This is a genomic window from Sphingomonas sp. NFR04, assembly GCF_900114095.1.
GTDB lineage: Bacteria > Pseudomonadota > Alphaproteobacteria > Sphingomonadales > Sphingomonadaceae > Sphingomonas.
In genome coordinates, this window is sequence record NZ_FORV01000002.1 from 244550 (window position 1) to 258747 (window position 14198).

Sequence of the window (14198 nt, forward strand, 5' to 3'; positions counted from 1 at the left end):
CGCCTCACCTCCGGATGGCCCGATGGCGGAATGGTGACGCAGCGGACTGCAAATCCGTATATGCCGGTTCGATTCCGGCTCGGGCCTCCACCGGCGCCAGTGAGGCGCCCTTCCCCATCTTCCAGATACGCGAAGGGCGCCCGCTGCCCCGTGCAGCGGACGCCCTTGCGGTTATATGAGCCGGGATCAGCGGCCGTTGCGGCAGTCGCCACCGTCGACCGCGCGGCCGGCCAGGGCGCCGGCGCCCGCGCCGATGATCATGCCGGTGCCGCTGCGGCGATAGGAGCTGCCGCGGCCGATCTCACCGCCCAGCAGGCCACCGGCGATGGCGCCGAGAATGGTGCCCGCGGTGCCGTCGCTGCAGCGCTGGCGATAGTTGCGGCCGCGATAGGCGTAGCGCGGACGGTCGTCGCGATAGTCCCGCGCGTCGCGATAATCGCGATAGTCCCGGTAATCGCCGCGGTAGTCGCGATCATAGCGGCTATAGCCGTCGCGATTGCCCCAGTCCTGAGCGGCCGCCGGCGTCGCGGCGATCGAACCGGTCATCAGCGTGGCAGCCATGGTGGCGCCGATCAGAAACTTCTTCATCTCGTATCTCCTCGCGGCGGCAGCCTGTGCCGCCGTCTGAAGCCTGATTCGCACAAAGCGACTGTTCGCAGCCTGAATGCGGTCGTTAGGCAATGTTCAGCTAATCGACTGGCCCGGATCGGGACGCCCCCGCGCGTGCATCGTTGCGGAACCATGACACCTGGGAAACGTTCTTTCGGCCTATTGGAGGGAACCTTCCGCATGTACGACTTCGGCATCCGCCGCGCGCTGACCGGCTACCGCATGGCCTACCGCCCGCACGAGACCAATCCCTGCCCCGGCTGCGGCCAGTCGCACTGGATCGTCGGGCGGACCACGGCCGAGTGCGCCTTTTGCGCTACCGCCTTGCCGCTCCACCACGGCGCGATCGGCGGCAGCGCGCTCCACGCCCGCCCCGCCCATCCGCCGCTCGCGGCCTGAACCATGACCAGCGTTTCGAACACCTCGCCGATCGAGCGAATCGCGCGCGTCATTGCCGCCGAGATGCTGAGCCCCAATGCCGAGGGTGCCGGCGAGCTCGGCCGGCCGGTGAGCGAGATCGTCGACACGATCTGGCCGCGCGAGACCGATCGGGCGATGGCCGTACTCCGCACCCTGCGCGAGCCGACCGCGACGATGATCGAGGCGGGCCGCGCCGCTGGCGACGATCCCGCCCGCATCTGGAGCGCGATGGTCAACGCCGCGATCGCCGAGGCTTCCGCGCTGGCCGACTGACGCCGGGCCAATGATGTCGGGTTTGTCCGCGGCATTTTGTTCGCTATGCGCACCCCATGCATGACGCTCCGCTGACGCTCTACAATTCGCTTTCCCGTTCGCTCGAGCCGTTCCAGCCGCTCGACCCCGCCAAGGGCGTGCGTGTCTATTCGTGCGGGCCGACGGTCTACAACTATGCCCATCTCGGCAATCTGCGCGCCTATGTGTTCACCGACACGCTGAGCCGGGTGCTGCGCTGGAAGGGCTATCCGCTCACCCACATCATCAACATCACCGATGTCGGCCACCTGACCTCGGACGCCGATGCCGGCGACGACAAGATGGAAGCGGCCGCGCGCGCCCAGGCGATGAGCATCTGGGACATCGCCGCGCACTATACCGCCGCGTTCAAGCAGAACATCGCCGACCTCAACATCACCGAGCCGAGCAAATGGTCGGTGGCGACCGATCACATCCAGCAGATGATCGCCTTCGCCGAGAAGATCGCGCCCGAGCATTGCTACGAACTCGAGTCGGGCCTGTACTTCGACGTTACGACGGTGCCCGATTATGGCCGCCTGGCCGGGGCAGCGGACGATGCCGCGGAAAGCCGGATCGATCCGGTCGACGGCAAGCGCCACCCGCAGGACTTCGCGATCTGGCGCAAGTCGCCGCCGGGCGAGCAGCGGCAGATGGAATGGGATTCGCCCTGGGGCAAGGGCGCGCCGGGCTGGCATCTCGAATGCTCGGTGATGAGCATCCAGTATCTGGGCGCGCCGTTCGACATCCATACCGGCGGCATCGACCATCGCGAAATCCATCACCCCAACGAGATCGCGCAGAACCAGGCCTATTGCGGCTGCGGCGATACCGGCGCGCATTTCTGGATGCACAACAACTTCCTGGTCGACCGCCAGGGGAAGATGTCCAAGTCCAAGGGCGGGTTCACCACGCTCCAGTCGCTGATCGATGCGGGCGTGCATCCCCTCGCCTATCGCCTGCTGTGCCTCCAGGCGCAGTATCGCAGCGAACTGGAATTCTCGGCCGAGAACCTTGCGGCGGCACTCACCCGGCTGAAGCGGCTGGTGATGACGGTGACCGCGCTTCGGGCCCGCGCCGAGGGCGAAGGCACCACGCCGGCCGCGTGGCTGGAGAAGCTCGATGCGGCGGTGTCGGACGATCTCAACACGCCCAAGGCGCTGCCGGTGCTCGACGAGATGCTGGCCGACAAGCGCACCTCGCCGGCGGACCGGCTGGCCGCGCTGGCCGAGTTCGACAAGGTGCTGGGCCTGCGCCTGTCCGAACTGACCCGTGAGGAACTGCGCGTGCAGCCCAAGGGTGCGACGATCACGCCCGAGGCGATCGCCGACCTCTTGGTCGAGCGCAAGCAGGCCCGCGAAGTGAAGGACTTCCAGCGCTCCGACCGCATTCGCGACGATCTCGTCGCGGCGGGGATCGAGGTGATGGACGGCGATCCGCTCGGCTGGGACTGGAAGCCGGCGCTGTAGGAACGGCCGTATCCTCCCCCGCCAGGGGGAGGTGGCGCCGCAGGCGACGGAGGGGGAGGAAGCACGACGGCCGAAAAGGTTCTGGCATCCTCCCCCTCCGACCCGCTGGCGCGGGCCACCTCCCCCTGGCGGGGAGGAAACGGCTAGGCCGAAAATCGCCTCTTGCGTTACCGCCGTAACCTCCCCCACAAAACGCGACGATTTTTCGGGGGAAGCAATGCGCGGGCAAGTGTTGGGGGTGGATCGGTCGAGCGGCGAAGGCCAGATTTCGGGCGAGGACGGCAGCCGCTATGTCTTCACCCAGGACGACTGGAGCGACAGCCGCCACCCCGCCGTCGGCGCCAAGGTCGATTTCGACGTCGATGGCAAGCGCGCCCGCCGCATCTTCCGCCTGCTCGAAGGCGGCGATCTGCCGGCGCCGGCGGGCGAGCCGCGCAACAAGATCCTCGCGGTGGTCCTCGCGCTGTTCCTCGGCACGCTCGGCATCCACCGCTTTTATCTCGGCCGCACCGGCTCGGGTGTGGTGATGCTGCTGCTCACCTGCACCATCGTTGGGGCGCTGGTCACCGGCGTCTGGGCGTTCGTCGACGCGATCCGCTATTTGCTGATGAGCGACGCCGAGTTCGCGCAGCGTTATCCGCGCCGCTGATCAGGCGGCGAGGAATTCTGGCACCAGCGCCCAGACCTGCTCCAGCTGTTCGCGCGTGATGCTGTAGGGCGGCATCACGTAGACGGTGTTGCCCAGCGGCCGCAGCAGCACGCCGCGGTCTCGGGCGAAGGCCATGAGGCGCGGGGCGATCGCCGAGAGATAGCCATTCTCCGGCTGCTCGATCTCCAGCGCGGCGATCGTGCCCATCCGGCGGTGGCCGACCAGGCCGGGGATGCCGGCCAACGCGTCCAGCGCGGACTGCTGCCAAGCGCCCAGCTGCGCAATGCGATCCAGCACCGGCTCGTCCCGCCAGATGGCGAGGTTGGCCACCGCCGCCGCGCAGGCGATCGGGTTGGCCGTGTAGCTCGACGAATGGAAGAACATCCGCGCACGCTCCTCGGACCAGTGCGCCTCGAAAATCGGCGCGGTCGCCAGCGTCACCGCCAGCGGGATCGCGCCGCCGGTGATGCCCTTGGACAGGCAGAGAATGTCCGGCACCACCTCGGCTAATTCGCACGCCGTCAGCGTGCCGGTGCGGCCCCAGCCGGTCATCACTTCATCGGCGATGAACAGGACGTCGTGGCGGGTGCAGATGGCGCGCATCTCGGCGAGCAGCGCTGGGGTGTAGAAGAGCATGCCCCCTGCCCCCAGCACCAGCGGCTCGACGATGAAGGCGGCAGCCCCGGCGCGGCACTCCGCCTCCAGCGCATCGAGCGTCGCCTGCTCGGCACCCGCGCTCGGGAACGGGATGGTGCCGACGTCGAACAGCAGGGGCTGGTACGGCCGGTTGAATACCCCGCGCGCGCCGACCGACATGCCGCCGATCGTGTCGCCATGGTAGCTGTGCTCGAGCACGAGGATGCGGCTGCGGTCCTCGCCGCGATTGTGCCAAAAGCCGAGCGCCATCTTGAGCGCGACTTCCACCGCAGTGGAGCCGCTGTCGCTGAAGAACACGTGCTCCAGCGCGGCAGGCAGGATTTCCCGCAGCCCGGCAGCGAGCGTCTCGGCGGGTTCGTGGGTCCAGCCGGCGAAGATGATCTGGTCGAGCTTGCCGGCCTGTTCGGCGATCGCCGACATGATGCGCGGGTTGCAATGGCCATGCGTCGTCACCCACCAGGACGAGATCGCGTCGATGAAGCTGCGACCGTCGGCGGTGTGGATCAGCGCGTCCCGGGCATGGCTGACCATCGGGATCGGCTCGCCCAGCCCATGCTGGGTGAAGGGGTGCCAAACCGACGACATCAGGCGAAGTCCGCCAGGTCGAACGCGTCGGCGAACGCTTGCGCCAGCGCGTCGGGCGTGAGCTCCGGCAGCATCGGCAGACGGCCCAGCCGCTTGACCTTGCCGATCGCGGCGATGGTCGCCTCGCTGTCCTCGACCGCATCGCCGACGAACGCGATGCCGTGGATCGGCACTCCGCGCGATCGCAGCGCCTCGATCGAAAGCAGGCTGTGGTTGATCGTGCCCAGCACGGTGCGCGCGACCAGCACCACCGGCTTGCCCCAGCGGGCGAAGACATCGGCGTAGAGGATTTCGCGCGTCACCGGCACCAGCGCACCGCCCGCGCCTTCCACCACCAGTGGTCCGTCGACCAGAGGCAGCGCGAGACGATCAAGGTCGATCGTCACGCCGTCGATCTCGGCGGCCAGATGCGGGGAGCAGGGCGTGACCAGACGATAGGCCTCCGTGAGGATATGCGCGATCGGCAGGCCGGAGAGCGCCGCGGTGCGTTCGCTGTCGCTGCCGTCGTCGAGGCCCGCCTGGACGGGCTTCCAGTAGCGGGCGCCCAGCGCGCCAGCGAGCGCGGCGGCGAACACGGTCTTGCCGATGCCGGTATCGGTGCCGGTAACGATGAAGGTCTGGGTCATAGAGGAAGCGGACTCCGTTCACCCTCACCCTTCCCATCGCCGGCGCGATGGGCCCCTTCCCTCTCCCATTGGGAGAGGGAGGGAGCGGCGAAGCCGCGGAAGGGTGAGGGCGTGTCGGTTGCGAGCAAACGCGCCAGCCGGTCCGCGAGCGCGGCGATCTGGCCAGGCGACACATTGTTGGTGATCGAGATGCGCAGGCGCGCGGTGCCTGCGGGTACGGTCGGCGGGCGGATGCCGCGCACGTCGAAGCCGCTTTCTTGCAGCGCGCCGGCGACCGCCATGGTCCGGACGTCGTCGCCGAGGATCAGCGGCAGGATCTGGGTATCGCCCGCCGGTACGCCGAGCGGCCCGAGCGCGCTGCGGGCGGCGGCGATCCGCTCGGCTAGCGCGGATCGGAGGTCGCCCCCTTCCGCGACGATCCGCAGCGCCGCGCGCACGGCAGCCGCCATCAGCGGCGACGGCGCGGTCGAGAAGATGAAGGCGCGGCCCCGGTTGACGAGGAAGTCGCGGACGATCGCCGGGCCGGTGGCCAGCGCGCCTTCGCAGCCCAGCGCCTTGCCGCAGGTGTGCAACGTGATCAGGTTGGTGGTCGGCAGGCCATGGGCCAGCCCCTGCCCCTGCGGGCCGTAGACCCCGGTCGCATGCGCCTCGTCGACGAGCAGGATCGCGCCTTCCGCCTCGGCGAGCGCGGAGAGCTCCGCCAGCGGCGCGACATCGCCGTCCATGCTGTAGAGGCTCTCGACCGCGATCCACACGCGCCCTGCCCCGCCTTCGCGACGCCAGGCGGCGATCGCTTCGGCAAAGGCTGCCACGTCGTTATGCGCCGCCTGCCGGGCCTCGGCGCGACCCAGCCGCATACCCTCATGCGCACTGGCATGGATGAGTTCGTCGAACAGCACGAGATCGCCGCGCTGGGGCAGGGTCGCGAGCAGCGCCGCATTGGCCGCATAGCCGCTGGAGAAATAGAGCGCCGATTCGCGCCCGAAAAAGACCGCTGCTTCAGATTCGAGCGCCTCATGCTCGGGATGATTGCCGCGGAGCAGGCGCGATCCGCCCGAGCCGATCGGCACGCCGCGCGCCAATGCTGCAGCCACCGCGTCGCGCAACTGCGGCGAGTCGGACAGGCCGAGATAATCGTTGGACGCGAAGTCCGCGCCCTCGCGGGCGATCAGCCTGCGCCCACGGCCGCGGGCCGCCAGATCGGCAAGGTCGCGCGCCTGTGCTTCGAATGCGTGCATCGCGGCGCGGCTACACCCGGTCGCAGGCGGGTGCAATCGATCCACTCACCTTTACCCCGGCAGGGTAAGAATCTGCTTGCATCCTTTTACCCCAGCCGGGTAAGACGCCCAAATGACGACGTTAGCCGGTTCCAAAATCCGCCAGTTTCGCGAGGAACGTACCCTCACCCGCGCCGCCTTCGGCGCCTGGTTCGATACGCCAGGCTCCACCGTGCAGGGCTGGGAGACGGACGGCAAACGCGCCAACACCAAGGTGATGAACCAGATTGCGGCGATGGGAATCGCCGAGCATGCGGATTGGCACGTCGCCGTCCGCGACGTGGAGAGTGCAATGGCAAGCTGGACCCCCGATAGCTGGACGCGCGCAGAAGCGCGCCAGATGCCGCAATATCCGGACAAGGGCGCGCTCGACGCCGCCACCCGGCAGCTGAGCAGCTATCCCCCGCTGGTCTTTGCCGGCGAGGCGCGCGAGCTCACCACCGAGCTGGGCAAGGTCGCGCGCGGCGAAGCGTTCCTGCTCCAGGGCGGCGACTGCGCGGAGAGCTTCGCCGAGTTCCACCCGAACAACATCCGCGACACCTTCCGCGTGATCCTGCAGATGGCGGTGGTGCTCACCTTCGCCTCCAAGCTGCCGACGGTGAAGCTCGGCCGCATGGCGGGCCAGTTCGCCAAGCCGCGCTCGGCCGATACCGAGGTGATCGACGGCGTCGAGCTGCCCAGCTACCGCGGCGACAACGTCAACGACATCGCCTTCACCCCCGAGGCGCGGATCCCCGATCCGCAGCGGATGGTGCAGGGCTACAGCCAGTCGGCGGCGACGCTCAACCTGCTGCGCGCTTTTGCAAATGGCGGCTATGCCAATTTGCATCAGGTGCACAAGTGGACGCTCGACTTCATGGGCAAGAGCCCCTGGTCGGCCAAGTTCGCCGATGTCGCGGACCGGATCGGCGAGGCGCTCGACTTCATGGAGGCGTGCGGGATCAACCCCGATACCGTGCCGCAGCTGAAGGGCACCGATTTCTACACCAGCCACGAGGCGCTGCTGCTCCCCTACGAGCAGGCGCTGACCCGGCAGGACAGCCTGACCGGAGACTGGTACGATACCTCGGCGCACTTCCTGTGGATCGGCGACCGCACCCGCTTCGAGGGATCCTCGCACGTCGAGTTCCTCCGCGGCATCGGCAACCCGATCGGGATGAAGTGCGGGCCGAGCCTGGAGCCCGACGCGCTGCTGCGGCTGCTCGACACGCTCAACCCCGGCCGGGTGGCCGGCCGGATGACGCTGATCACCCGCTATGGCCATGACAAGATCGAGGCGGGGCTGCCCAAGCTGGTCCGCGCGGTGAAGCGCGAGGGTCATCCGGTGGTGTGGAGCTGCGATCCGATGCACGGCAACGTCGTCAAGGCGGCGAACGGCTACAAGACGCGGCCGTTCGACCGGATCCTCGCCGAGGTACGCGGCTTCTTCGCCGTCCACCGCGCCGAGGGTACCTTCGCCGGCGGCATCCATGCCGAGATGACCGGGCAGAATGTGACCGAATGCACGGGTGGCGCGATCGCGATCACCGAGCAGGGCCTGGCGGATCGCTACCACACGCATTGCGACCCGCGGCTCAACGCGGGTCAGAGCCTGGAACTGGCGTTCCTGCTCGCCGAGATGCTCAACGACGAAATGGCCGAGCGCCGCAAGGCCGCAGCCTGACGCACGGCGGCGCGTTGCTCAGCGGAGCAGCGCGCCCGCCAGCGCCCACAGGCCATAGCCGAGCGCGAACACCAGCATCCAGGCGAGCACCGCGCTGCCGACGATGATCGCCAGCCGCGTGCGGACCGAGAATTTCTCTTCCTTCACGGACGCACTCCATCCCTCGACCACCGGCGCGGTGGGCTGGGGCGTCGGCAGCGGCGTCTTGGGGAAGGCGATCGGTGTCGCTGCGGGACCGGACACGGCGGCGCGCAGGTCCGCGTCGCTCAGCGGGTTCACGAACTCGCAGCCATAGATGCCCGCGGTGCCCCATACGACCGTCGCCTCGCGCGTGCCGATGCCGGCGATGCCGAGCGCGATCGCGTCGCCCACCTTGAGCTCGGCGCCCGCGACGACCCGGAACCCGCCGTTCGACAGGTCCTCGATCGTCACGTCGACCGGCGCCCAGTCCGAGTCGCGCAGCGTCGCTTCGAGCTCCACGCTGTGCCGTTCGGCCCAGCGTCCGTCCTGATACAGTCGTGCCGCGATACCCATAAGCGCTCCACTGGCGTGCGTTGGGCTCCGCTTTGCATGCGCAGGCGTTGCGAGGCGGTAAACGCCGCGGAAATTATCTTAAGAGTTCATGGTTAACGAAGACTTTGTCCGCGCCCGCGACAATTTTCCGGTTGCACCGCAACGAAGCGACACGCGGCTGCAACACGCGCCGGGCAAATGCTCTCTTGTCGACGCGTTTCGTTCCCCCTCGCGTCGACTCTCCCCGAACTAAACGGGGCAGTCCCACGGGACTGCCCCGGCCTTTTCGGGATCAGGCGTAGAGGTCGACCACCTCCGCCCCCTCGCCTTCGGCTTCCAGCAGCAGCGTCCGGTGACAATGGCACGGATCGCGCTCGTAGCAGAGCAGCGCGCTCGGCTTTTCCGCCGCCAGCGCATGCATCTGCGCGACCTGCGCCTGCGCCTCGGGCAGCCCCAGCTGGACGTCATAGACTTCACGCAAGGTCGCCACGTCGCCCTTCTTCGCCGCGTCGCGCCCGCGCTTGGGCGTGCCGAGCTGCTTGAGGTGCACATAGTCGATGCCGGCTTCGCGCAGGCTCGCGGCCAGCGACGATTTGGAGAAGCCCGGCCGGCGCGACAGCGGTAGCGCGCGCACATCGATCACCCGCTGCACGCCGGCCTTGGTCAGCGCCGCGAGGAACTCGGCCATGGTGGTGGCTTCATAGCCAATGGTGAAGATCTTCATCGGGGCTCCTTCGCGGAGCAGAATGCACGGGCCTCGGACTTCGCCGCAATCGCAATGCGGCCATTGACCGTGATCGCCAATCCCGTTATTTCTGGAATTACAGAAATTGAGGAAGCGACGTGATCAGCGACCATCCCGATGCCAAGGCCTTCATCCTCCATTGGGGGGAAATGGGGACGCATTGGGGAGTCAACCGCTCGGTCGCGCAGATCCACGCCCTGCTCTATCTCTCCGACGCGCCGCTGCCTGCCGAGGACATTGCCGAGGCGCTCGGCCTGGCCCGCTCCAACATCTCCACCGCGCTCAAGGAGCTGATGGCCTATGCCATCGTCCGGCGCGTGCATATCGGAGGCGATCGCCGCGACCATTTCGTCGCCGAGACCGATCTGTGGGAGCTGCTGCTGCGTATCTCCGCCGAGCGCAAGCGCCGCGAGATCGATCCCACGCTGGCGCTCCTTGCCGAACTTTCCGAACGGCTCGCAACCGACAAGGACGCGCCCGAGCAACTGCGTGAGCGGATCACGCGGATGCATCAGTTCATCACCACGCTGGGCGACTGGTACGACCAGATGCGCCAGCTCCCCAGGCCCACGCTGGTCACGCTGATGAAGCTGGGCCGCAAAATCGCAACCTTCCTCCCCGGCAAACGCGACGGATAGCCTCCGCCGCGCCGAAAGGAGTTTCCATGACCGAACTGTCTCCCCGTCGCCGCAAGGCGGCGATCCGAGTGGCGTGCGCGCTGGCGGCCGGCTTGGCCTTCTGCCTCGCCGTCTATCTGCTGCTGACCGCCGCCAACCCCAGTGGCCTGATCAGCTTCTCCTTTCTGGTGATCCTGCCGGCCGCGGTAACCGCCTTCATCCTCGGGATCGCCGATCCGTTTCGCGAGCGCTCGCGCGCCTTCTACACGCGCAAGATCCCGGTGGCGCTGCTGGTGGCGGTGGTGTCGACCTCTATCGTGTTCCTCTACGAGGGGATCCTCTGCATCGTCATGCTCGCGCCGATCTGGTACGGGCTCAGCACCCTTGGCGGCGTGCTTGCCTGGCGCTGGTTCGGCCCGCGCGACGAGGGGGGCGGCCAGACGCTGCGCTCCACCGCGCTGCTGCTGGCGCCGGTGCTGGCGATGCAGGCCGAACCCTATGTCCCCCTGCCCGTTGCGAACGTCGTCTCAGCCGATCGATCGTGGTCGCCGCGGATCCCGCAACGATCTGGCCGCTCGCCCAGGGCGTGGGGACGATCACATCCAGCGAAGGAACGTGGAACCTCTCGCAGGACGTGATCCGCCTGCCCCGCCCGGTCAGCGCGCGGCTGATCGGCACCGGGCCGGGCGCGATCCGCTATGTCCGCTGGCAGCAGGGACTGTCCTTCAAGGAAGTCATCGCCGACTGGCAACCGGGCAAGCGGCTGTGGTGGCGCTTCCGCTTCGACAAGGACGAGATGGACGGCTGGAAGCTGCAGGACCGCCACCTGATGCCCGACAGCGCCTATTACCGGATCACCGATGGCGGCTATACGCTGGAGCCGCTGGCCGACGGCCGCACGCGGCTGACGCTCACCACGCGCTACCGGGTGCGTAGCCGGTAAACTGGTACGCAAGGCTGTGGGGCGAGCTGTTCCTCGGCGACGTCTCGAACAACGTGCTGGCGGTGATCGCGCAGCGGGCGGAGTCCGCAGGGGTTGCGCGCTGAGCCGGGGGGACTATGTCCGCCTGCTTCCCCGTTCCAACAGCTAGAGTACGCCCATGCCCGGCCACGACATCCATATCATCGGCGGCGGCCTCGCCGGATCGGAAGCCGCGTGGCAGCTGGCCCAAGCCGGGTACAAGGTGCGCCTCTCGGAAATGCGCGGCTCGGGCGAGATGACCCCGGCGCACCAGAGCGACCGGCTGGCGGAGCTCGTCTGCTCGAATAGCTTCCGCTCGGACGATGCGGACAGCAACGCTGTCGGCCTGCTCCACCAGGAGATGCGCGCGCTCGGTTCGCTGATTCTCACCCAGGGCGACATCCACAAGGTGCCCGCGGGCTCGGCGCTGGCGGTGGATCGCGACGGCTTTGCCGAGGGCGTAACGGCGGCATTGGAGCAGCATCCCAACATCACCATTGTCCGCGAGCGCGTCGACACGCTCCCCGCCGAGGGCCGCACCATCGTCGCGACGGGGCCGCTCACCGCGCCGATGCTGGCGGAGAGCATCGGCCGCGCAACGGGCAAGGACAGCCTCGCCTTTTTCGATGCGATCGCGCCGATCGTCCACCGCGAGTCGATCGACATGGAAACCGCCTGGTTCCAGAGCCGGTGGAACAAGGGATCGGGCAAGGACTATATCAACTGCCCCTTGTCCAAGAAGCAGTATCTCGAATTCCACGCGGGCCTGATGGCCGGCGAGAAGACCGAGTTCCGCGAGTGGGAGAACGTCCCCTATTTCGAAGGCTGCATGCCGATCGAGGTGATGGCGGAGCGCGGCGTCGACACGCTGCGCTATGGGCCGATGAAGGGCGTCGGCCTCGACGATCCGCGCACCGGGCGCTGGCCTTATGCGGTGGTGCAGCTGCGGCAGGACAATGCCAGCGGCACGCTGTGGAACATGGTCGGCTTCCAGACCAAGCTCAAATATGCCGAGCAGGTGCGGCTGTTCCGCACCATTCCGGGGCTGGAAAATGCCGAGTTCGCGCGGCTGGGTGGTCTGCACCGCAACACCTTCCTGCGCTCGCCCGAACTGCTCGACGGCACGCTGCGGCTGAAGAGCGCGCCCAATATCCGCTTCGCCGGGCAGATCACCGGCTGCGAAGGCTATGTGGAGAGTGCCGCAATCGGTATGCTGGCCGGGCGCTTTGCTGCGGCCGAGCTTGCCGGCACCGACCTGCCCGCGCCGCCGCGCGAGACGGCGCTGGGGGCGCTGCTCTCGCACATCACCGGCGAGGCGGAGATCGAGACCTACCAGCCGATGAACGTCAATTTCGGCCTGTTCCCGCCGATCGAGGGCCGGACCAAAAAGGCCGATCGCAAGCGCATGTATACCGATCGTGCGCGGGCGGCGTTGAAGGACTGGCTGGCTGCCTGAGCAAGGCCAGCAGTCACCCTCACCCTCCCACTGCCTTCGGCAGTGGGCCCCTCCCTCTCCCGCAGGCGGGAGAGGGCTATCAATTCCCTCTCCCGCCTGCGGGAGAGGGAGGGAGGCGCGAAGCGCCGGAAGGGTGAGGGTGAGTCCGAGTGTCCCCTCCCCCTCACGTCTCCAGCACCGGCTCCTTCGCCATCGCCATCGCCAGCGCGCGGTGGCGCTTCTCCACCGCTTCGCCATAGAGCGGCTCGTCGCCGTCGGCGAGGCTGAGCACCAGCGCATTGCCCTCCAGCCGCAGTCGCGAACGCTTGAGCGGCCGCGCGACCCCGCCGCTCAAGCGCTGGCCGAGCCGCATCGCAAGACCCCAGCGCTTCGCTTCCGCCAGCGCCTCGGGCGTAGCCAGCCGTTCCAGCGGTGCCGGACTGTCGACCGCGCCGCCCAGCGACGTGTAGAGCGCCTGCGCCACCATCGCGCGACCGGCGGCATCGATGCCCACCCAATTGCCGTGGAGCCCGATCTCCATGCCGCGTTCGGCGCGGAACTCCGGATTTGCCCGCCAGCCGACATCGGCAAGCAGGCAGGCGGCATGGCGTAGCCGCGACCATTCCGGGCCGTCGCGAAACAAGGGTGCCAGCCAGGCATCGAGCAGGTCGCCATGCTCGGGGAAGCGGCCGGAGCGCTGCCCTTCCTCGCGCGCAGCGACGATCAGCGGGTCCTGCAGCCGCTCCTCGGCGGAGAGGCGCTGGAACAACAGCCCCTCGCGCAACCCATAGGCCGAGACGATCGTGCCGCTGCTGCCGAGGTTCTTCGTCACCGCGACGAGCAGCGCGGCCGCATCGGCGAGCGAGGGAATGCGCGCGCTCGACAAATCGGGGACGGTCTTGAGGTCCGCCTTGGTCGCGCCCTCGACGCGGCGGCCGAGTTCCTCCACCCGGTCGATCGCCAGCGGGTAATGATGGACGATCGGCAGCGGATAATTGGTGAGGTGCATGTCGAGCTTGGCAAGCGAGCGCCACGATCCGCCGACCATGTAGAAGGGCAGGCCCTTGCCTCGCCCCCTCCAGCCCGCCGCTTCGATCATGCGGCCAACCTCGCGCTCCAGCACGCCCCTGCCCCGCGCCCGGATCGCGCCCAGGCGGAGCACGCCGAGGGGAAACGAGACGCGATCGGTCACCGTGCCCGCAACGACGCGCACCAGTTCGAGGCTGCCGCCGCCGAGGTCGCCGACCACGCCATCGGCTTCCGGAATGCCGGAGAGAACGCCCAGACCTGCGGCGGTCGCCTCCTCGACGCCCGAGAGCAGCTCGACCTTCAGGTCCAGTGCCTCGGCCATCGCCATCAACTCGCCGCCGTTCGAAGCGTCGCGGACGGCGGCGGTGGCGACGGTGCGTAATTCGCTCACCTGCATCTCGCGGGCGAGCAGCGCGAACCGGCCGAGCGCCGCCCGCGCGCTGGCCAGGCCCCCGGCATGGATCGCGCCGGTTTCCGCCAGGCCCTTGCCGAGCCCGGCCATCACCTTTTCATTGAACAGCGTCGCCGGCAGCCGCGCCGGGCCTTCGTAGACGACGAGGCGGATGGAGTTGGACCCGATATCGACAATCGCGGTTCGCGGCCGAGCGCTTTTGGAAACGGCGCTCGGCGAAGGACGCAAAACGGTCGCCAC

Annotated in this window: 16 protein-coding genes and 1 tRNA gene; 10 read left to right on the forward strand and 7 right to left on the reverse strand. The window is 68.2% G+C overall.

Going from position 1 to position 14198, the window contains the following annotated elements; genetic code table 11:
* The first annotated feature begins 16 nt into the window (after window positions 1-16).
* Window positions 17-90: transfer RNA gene (locus BM009_RS07285), tRNA-Cys, on the forward strand.
* Window positions 91-186: 96 nt separating this feature from the next.
* Here BM009_RS07285 and BM009_RS07290 read toward each other — a convergent pair.
* The gene (locus BM009_RS07290) at window positions 187-588 is read right to left on the reverse strand and encodes a glycine zipper 2TM domain-containing protein (protein WP_093295073.1); all 402 of its coding nucleotides are present in this window, start codon (window positions 586-588) and stop codon (window positions 187-189) included.
* Between the two features lie 201 nt (window positions 589-789).
* On the opposite strand from BM009_RS07290, the gene BM009_RS07295 reads away from it, so the two are divergent.
* The 4 genes from BM009_RS07295 (at window position 790) to BM009_RS07310 (ending at window position 3438) form a co-directional block, all read left to right on the forward strand.
* Window positions 790-1008 (forward strand): hypothetical protein, encoded by a 219-nt coding sequence (locus BM009_RS07295; protein ID WP_093295075.1) that lies wholly within the window; start codon window positions 790-792, stop codon window positions 1006-1008.
* 3 nt (window positions 1009-1011) lie between these two features.
* The gene (locus BM009_RS07300; RefSeq protein ID WP_093295076.1) at window positions 1012-1302 is read left to right on the forward strand and encodes a hypothetical protein; all 291 of its coding nucleotides are present in this window, start codon (window positions 1012-1014) and stop codon (window positions 1300-1302) included.
* A 56-nt stretch (window positions 1303-1358) separates the two neighbouring features.
* Window positions 1359-2789 (forward strand): cysteine--tRNA ligase, encoded by a 1431-nt coding sequence (cysS, locus tag BM009_RS07305; protein ID WP_093295078.1) that lies wholly within the window; start codon window positions 1359-1361, stop codon window positions 2787-2789.
* Window positions 2790-3006: 217 nt separating this feature from the next.
* The gene (locus BM009_RS07310; protein ID WP_093295079.1) at window positions 3007-3438 is read left to right on the forward strand and encodes a TM2 domain-containing protein; all 432 of its coding nucleotides are present in this window, start codon (window positions 3007-3009) and stop codon (window positions 3436-3438) included.
* On the opposite strand, the gene BM009_RS07315 is transcribed toward BM009_RS07310, so the two are convergent.
* From BM009_RS07315 to BM009_RS07325, 3 genes are read right to left on the reverse strand one after another with little or no spacing between them, the layout of a single operon-like run.
* Entirely contained in the window at window positions 3439-4680 is a 1242-nt protein-coding gene (locus BM009_RS07315; RefSeq protein ID WP_093295081.1) for an adenosylmethionine--8-amino-7-oxononanoate transaminase, read from the reverse strand.
* Window positions 4680-5306 (reverse strand): dethiobiotin synthase, encoded by a 627-nt coding sequence (gene bioD / locus BM009_RS07320; RefSeq protein WP_093295082.1) that lies wholly within the window; start codon window positions 5304-5306, stop codon window positions 4680-4682. The genes BM009_RS07315 and bioD overlap by 1 nt, the downstream gene beginning before the upstream one ends.
* The gene (locus BM009_RS07325; protein WP_254772188.1) at window positions 5303-6544 is read right to left on the reverse strand and encodes an 8-amino-7-oxononanoate synthase; all 1242 of its coding nucleotides are present in this window, start codon (window positions 6542-6544) and stop codon (window positions 5303-5305) included. Before BM009_RS07325 ends, bioD begins: the two co-directional genes overlap by 4 nt.
* A 331-nt stretch (window positions 6545-6875) precedes the next feature.
* Between BM009_RS07325 and BM009_RS07330 the strand changes: the two genes are divergently transcribed.
* Window positions 6876-8246, forward strand: a complete 1371-nt coding sequence (locus BM009_RS07330; RefSeq protein WP_175487972.1) for a class II 3-deoxy-7-phosphoheptulonate synthase — start codon at window positions 6876-6878, stop codon at window positions 8244-8246.
* 18 nt (window positions 8247-8264) lie between these two features.
* On the opposite strand, the gene BM009_RS07335 is transcribed toward BM009_RS07330, so the two are convergent.
* Together BM009_RS07335 and BM009_RS07340 are read right to left on the reverse strand one after the other, a co-directional pair.
* Window positions 8265-8780 carry a PilZ domain-containing protein gene (locus BM009_RS07335; protein ID WP_093295085.1) on the reverse strand — a complete coding sequence of 172 codons (516 nt, stop codon included), beginning with the start codon at window positions 8778-8780 and terminating at the stop codon, window positions 8265-8267.
* Window positions 8781-9051: 271 nt separating this feature from the next.
* Window positions 9052-9483 carry a DUF488 domain-containing protein gene (locus tag BM009_RS07340; RefSeq protein WP_093295087.1) on the reverse strand — a complete coding sequence of 144 codons (432 nt, stop codon included), beginning with the start codon at window positions 9481-9483 and terminating at the stop codon, window positions 9052-9054.
* Window positions 9484-9653: 170 nt separating this feature from the next.
* Here BM009_RS07340 and BM009_RS07345 point away from each other — a divergent pair, with 170 nt between their 5' ends.
* The 4 genes from BM009_RS07345 (at window position 9654) to trmFO (ending at window position 12538) form a co-directional block, all read left to right on the forward strand.
* Complete coding sequence (locus BM009_RS07345) at window positions 9654-10142, forward strand: GbsR/MarR family transcriptional regulator (RefSeq protein ID WP_093295793.1); 489 nt, start codon at window positions 9654-9656, stop codon at window positions 10140-10142.
* A gap of 26 nt (window positions 10143-10168) precedes the next feature.
* Window positions 10169-10759 carry a hypothetical protein gene (locus tag BM009_RS22775; protein WP_217644180.1) on the forward strand — a complete coding sequence of 197 codons (591 nt, stop codon included), beginning with the start codon at window positions 10169-10171 and terminating at the stop codon, window positions 10757-10759.
* On the forward strand, window positions 10756-11064 hold the full coding sequence (locus BM009_RS22780; protein ID WP_217644181.1) for a hypothetical protein: 309 nt from the start codon (window positions 10756-10758) through the stop codon (window positions 11062-11064). Before BM009_RS22775 ends, BM009_RS22780 begins: the two co-directional genes overlap by 4 nt.
* Window positions 11065-11221: 157 nt before the next feature.
* On the forward strand, window positions 11222-12538 hold the full coding sequence (trmFO, locus tag BM009_RS07355; protein ID WP_093295089.1) for a methylenetetrahydrofolate--tRNA-(uracil(54)-C(5))-methyltransferase (FADH(2)-oxidizing) TrmFO: 1317 nt from the start codon (window positions 11222-11224) through the stop codon (window positions 12536-12538).
* A 163-nt stretch (window positions 12539-12701) separates the two neighbouring features.
* On the opposite strand, the gene BM009_RS07360 is transcribed toward trmFO, so the two are convergent.
* The gene (locus tag BM009_RS07360) at window positions 12702-14198 is read right to left on the reverse strand and encodes a Ppx/GppA phosphatase family protein (RefSeq protein ID WP_093295090.1); all 1497 of its coding nucleotides are present in this window, start codon (window positions 14196-14198) and stop codon (window positions 12702-12704) included.

Coding starts and splice junctions, on each gene's coding strand:
- BM009_RS07315 (WP_093295081.1), bottom strand. CDS start 4,680: ATGTCGTCGGTTTGGCACCCCTTCACCCAGCATGGGCTGGGCGAGCCG.
- BM009_RS22775 (WP_217644180.1), top strand. CDS start 10,169: ATGACCGAACTGTCTCCCCGTCGCCGCAAGGCGGCGATCCGAGTGGCG.
- bioD (WP_093295082.1), bottom strand. CDS start 5,306: ATGACCCAGACCTTCATCGTTACCGGCACCGATACCGGCATCGGCAAG.
- BM009_RS07340 (WP_093295087.1), bottom strand. CDS start 9,483: ATGAAGATCTTCACCATTGGCTATGAAGCCACCACCATGGCCGAGTTC.
- BM009_RS07325 (WP_254772188.1), bottom strand. CDS start 6,544: ATGCACGCATTCGAAGCACAGGCGCGCGACCTTGCCGATCTGGCGGCC.
- trmFO (WP_093295089.1), top strand. CDS start 11,222: ATGCCCGGCCACGACATCCATATCATCGGCGGCGGCCTCGCCGGATCG.
- BM009_RS07335 (WP_093295085.1), bottom strand. CDS start 8,780: ATGGGTATCGCGGCACGACTGTATCAGGACGGACGCTGGGCCGAACGG.
- BM009_RS07290 (WP_093295073.1), bottom strand. CDS start 588: ATGAAGAAGTTTCTGATCGGCGCCACCATGGCTGCCACGCTGATGACC.
- cysS (WP_093295078.1), top strand. CDS start 1,359: ATGCATGACGCTCCGCTGACGCTCTACAATTCGCTTTCCCGTTCGCTC.
- BM009_RS07330 (WP_175487972.1), top strand. CDS start 6,876: ATGGCAAGCTGGACCCCCGATAGCTGGACGCGCGCAGAAGCGCGCCAG.
- BM009_RS07310 (WP_093295079.1), top strand. CDS start 3,007: ATGCGCGGGCAAGTGTTGGGGGTGGATCGGTCGAGCGGCGAAGGCCAG.
- BM009_RS07295 (WP_093295075.1), top strand. CDS start 790: ATGTACGACTTCGGCATCCGCCGCGCGCTGACCGGCTACCGCATGGCC.
- BM009_RS07300 (WP_093295076.1), top strand. CDS start 1,012: ATGACCAGCGTTTCGAACACCTCGCCGATCGAGCGAATCGCGCGCGTC.
- BM009_RS07345 (WP_093295793.1), top strand. CDS start 9,654: ATGGGGACGCATTGGGGAGTCAACCGCTCGGTCGCGCAGATCCACGCC.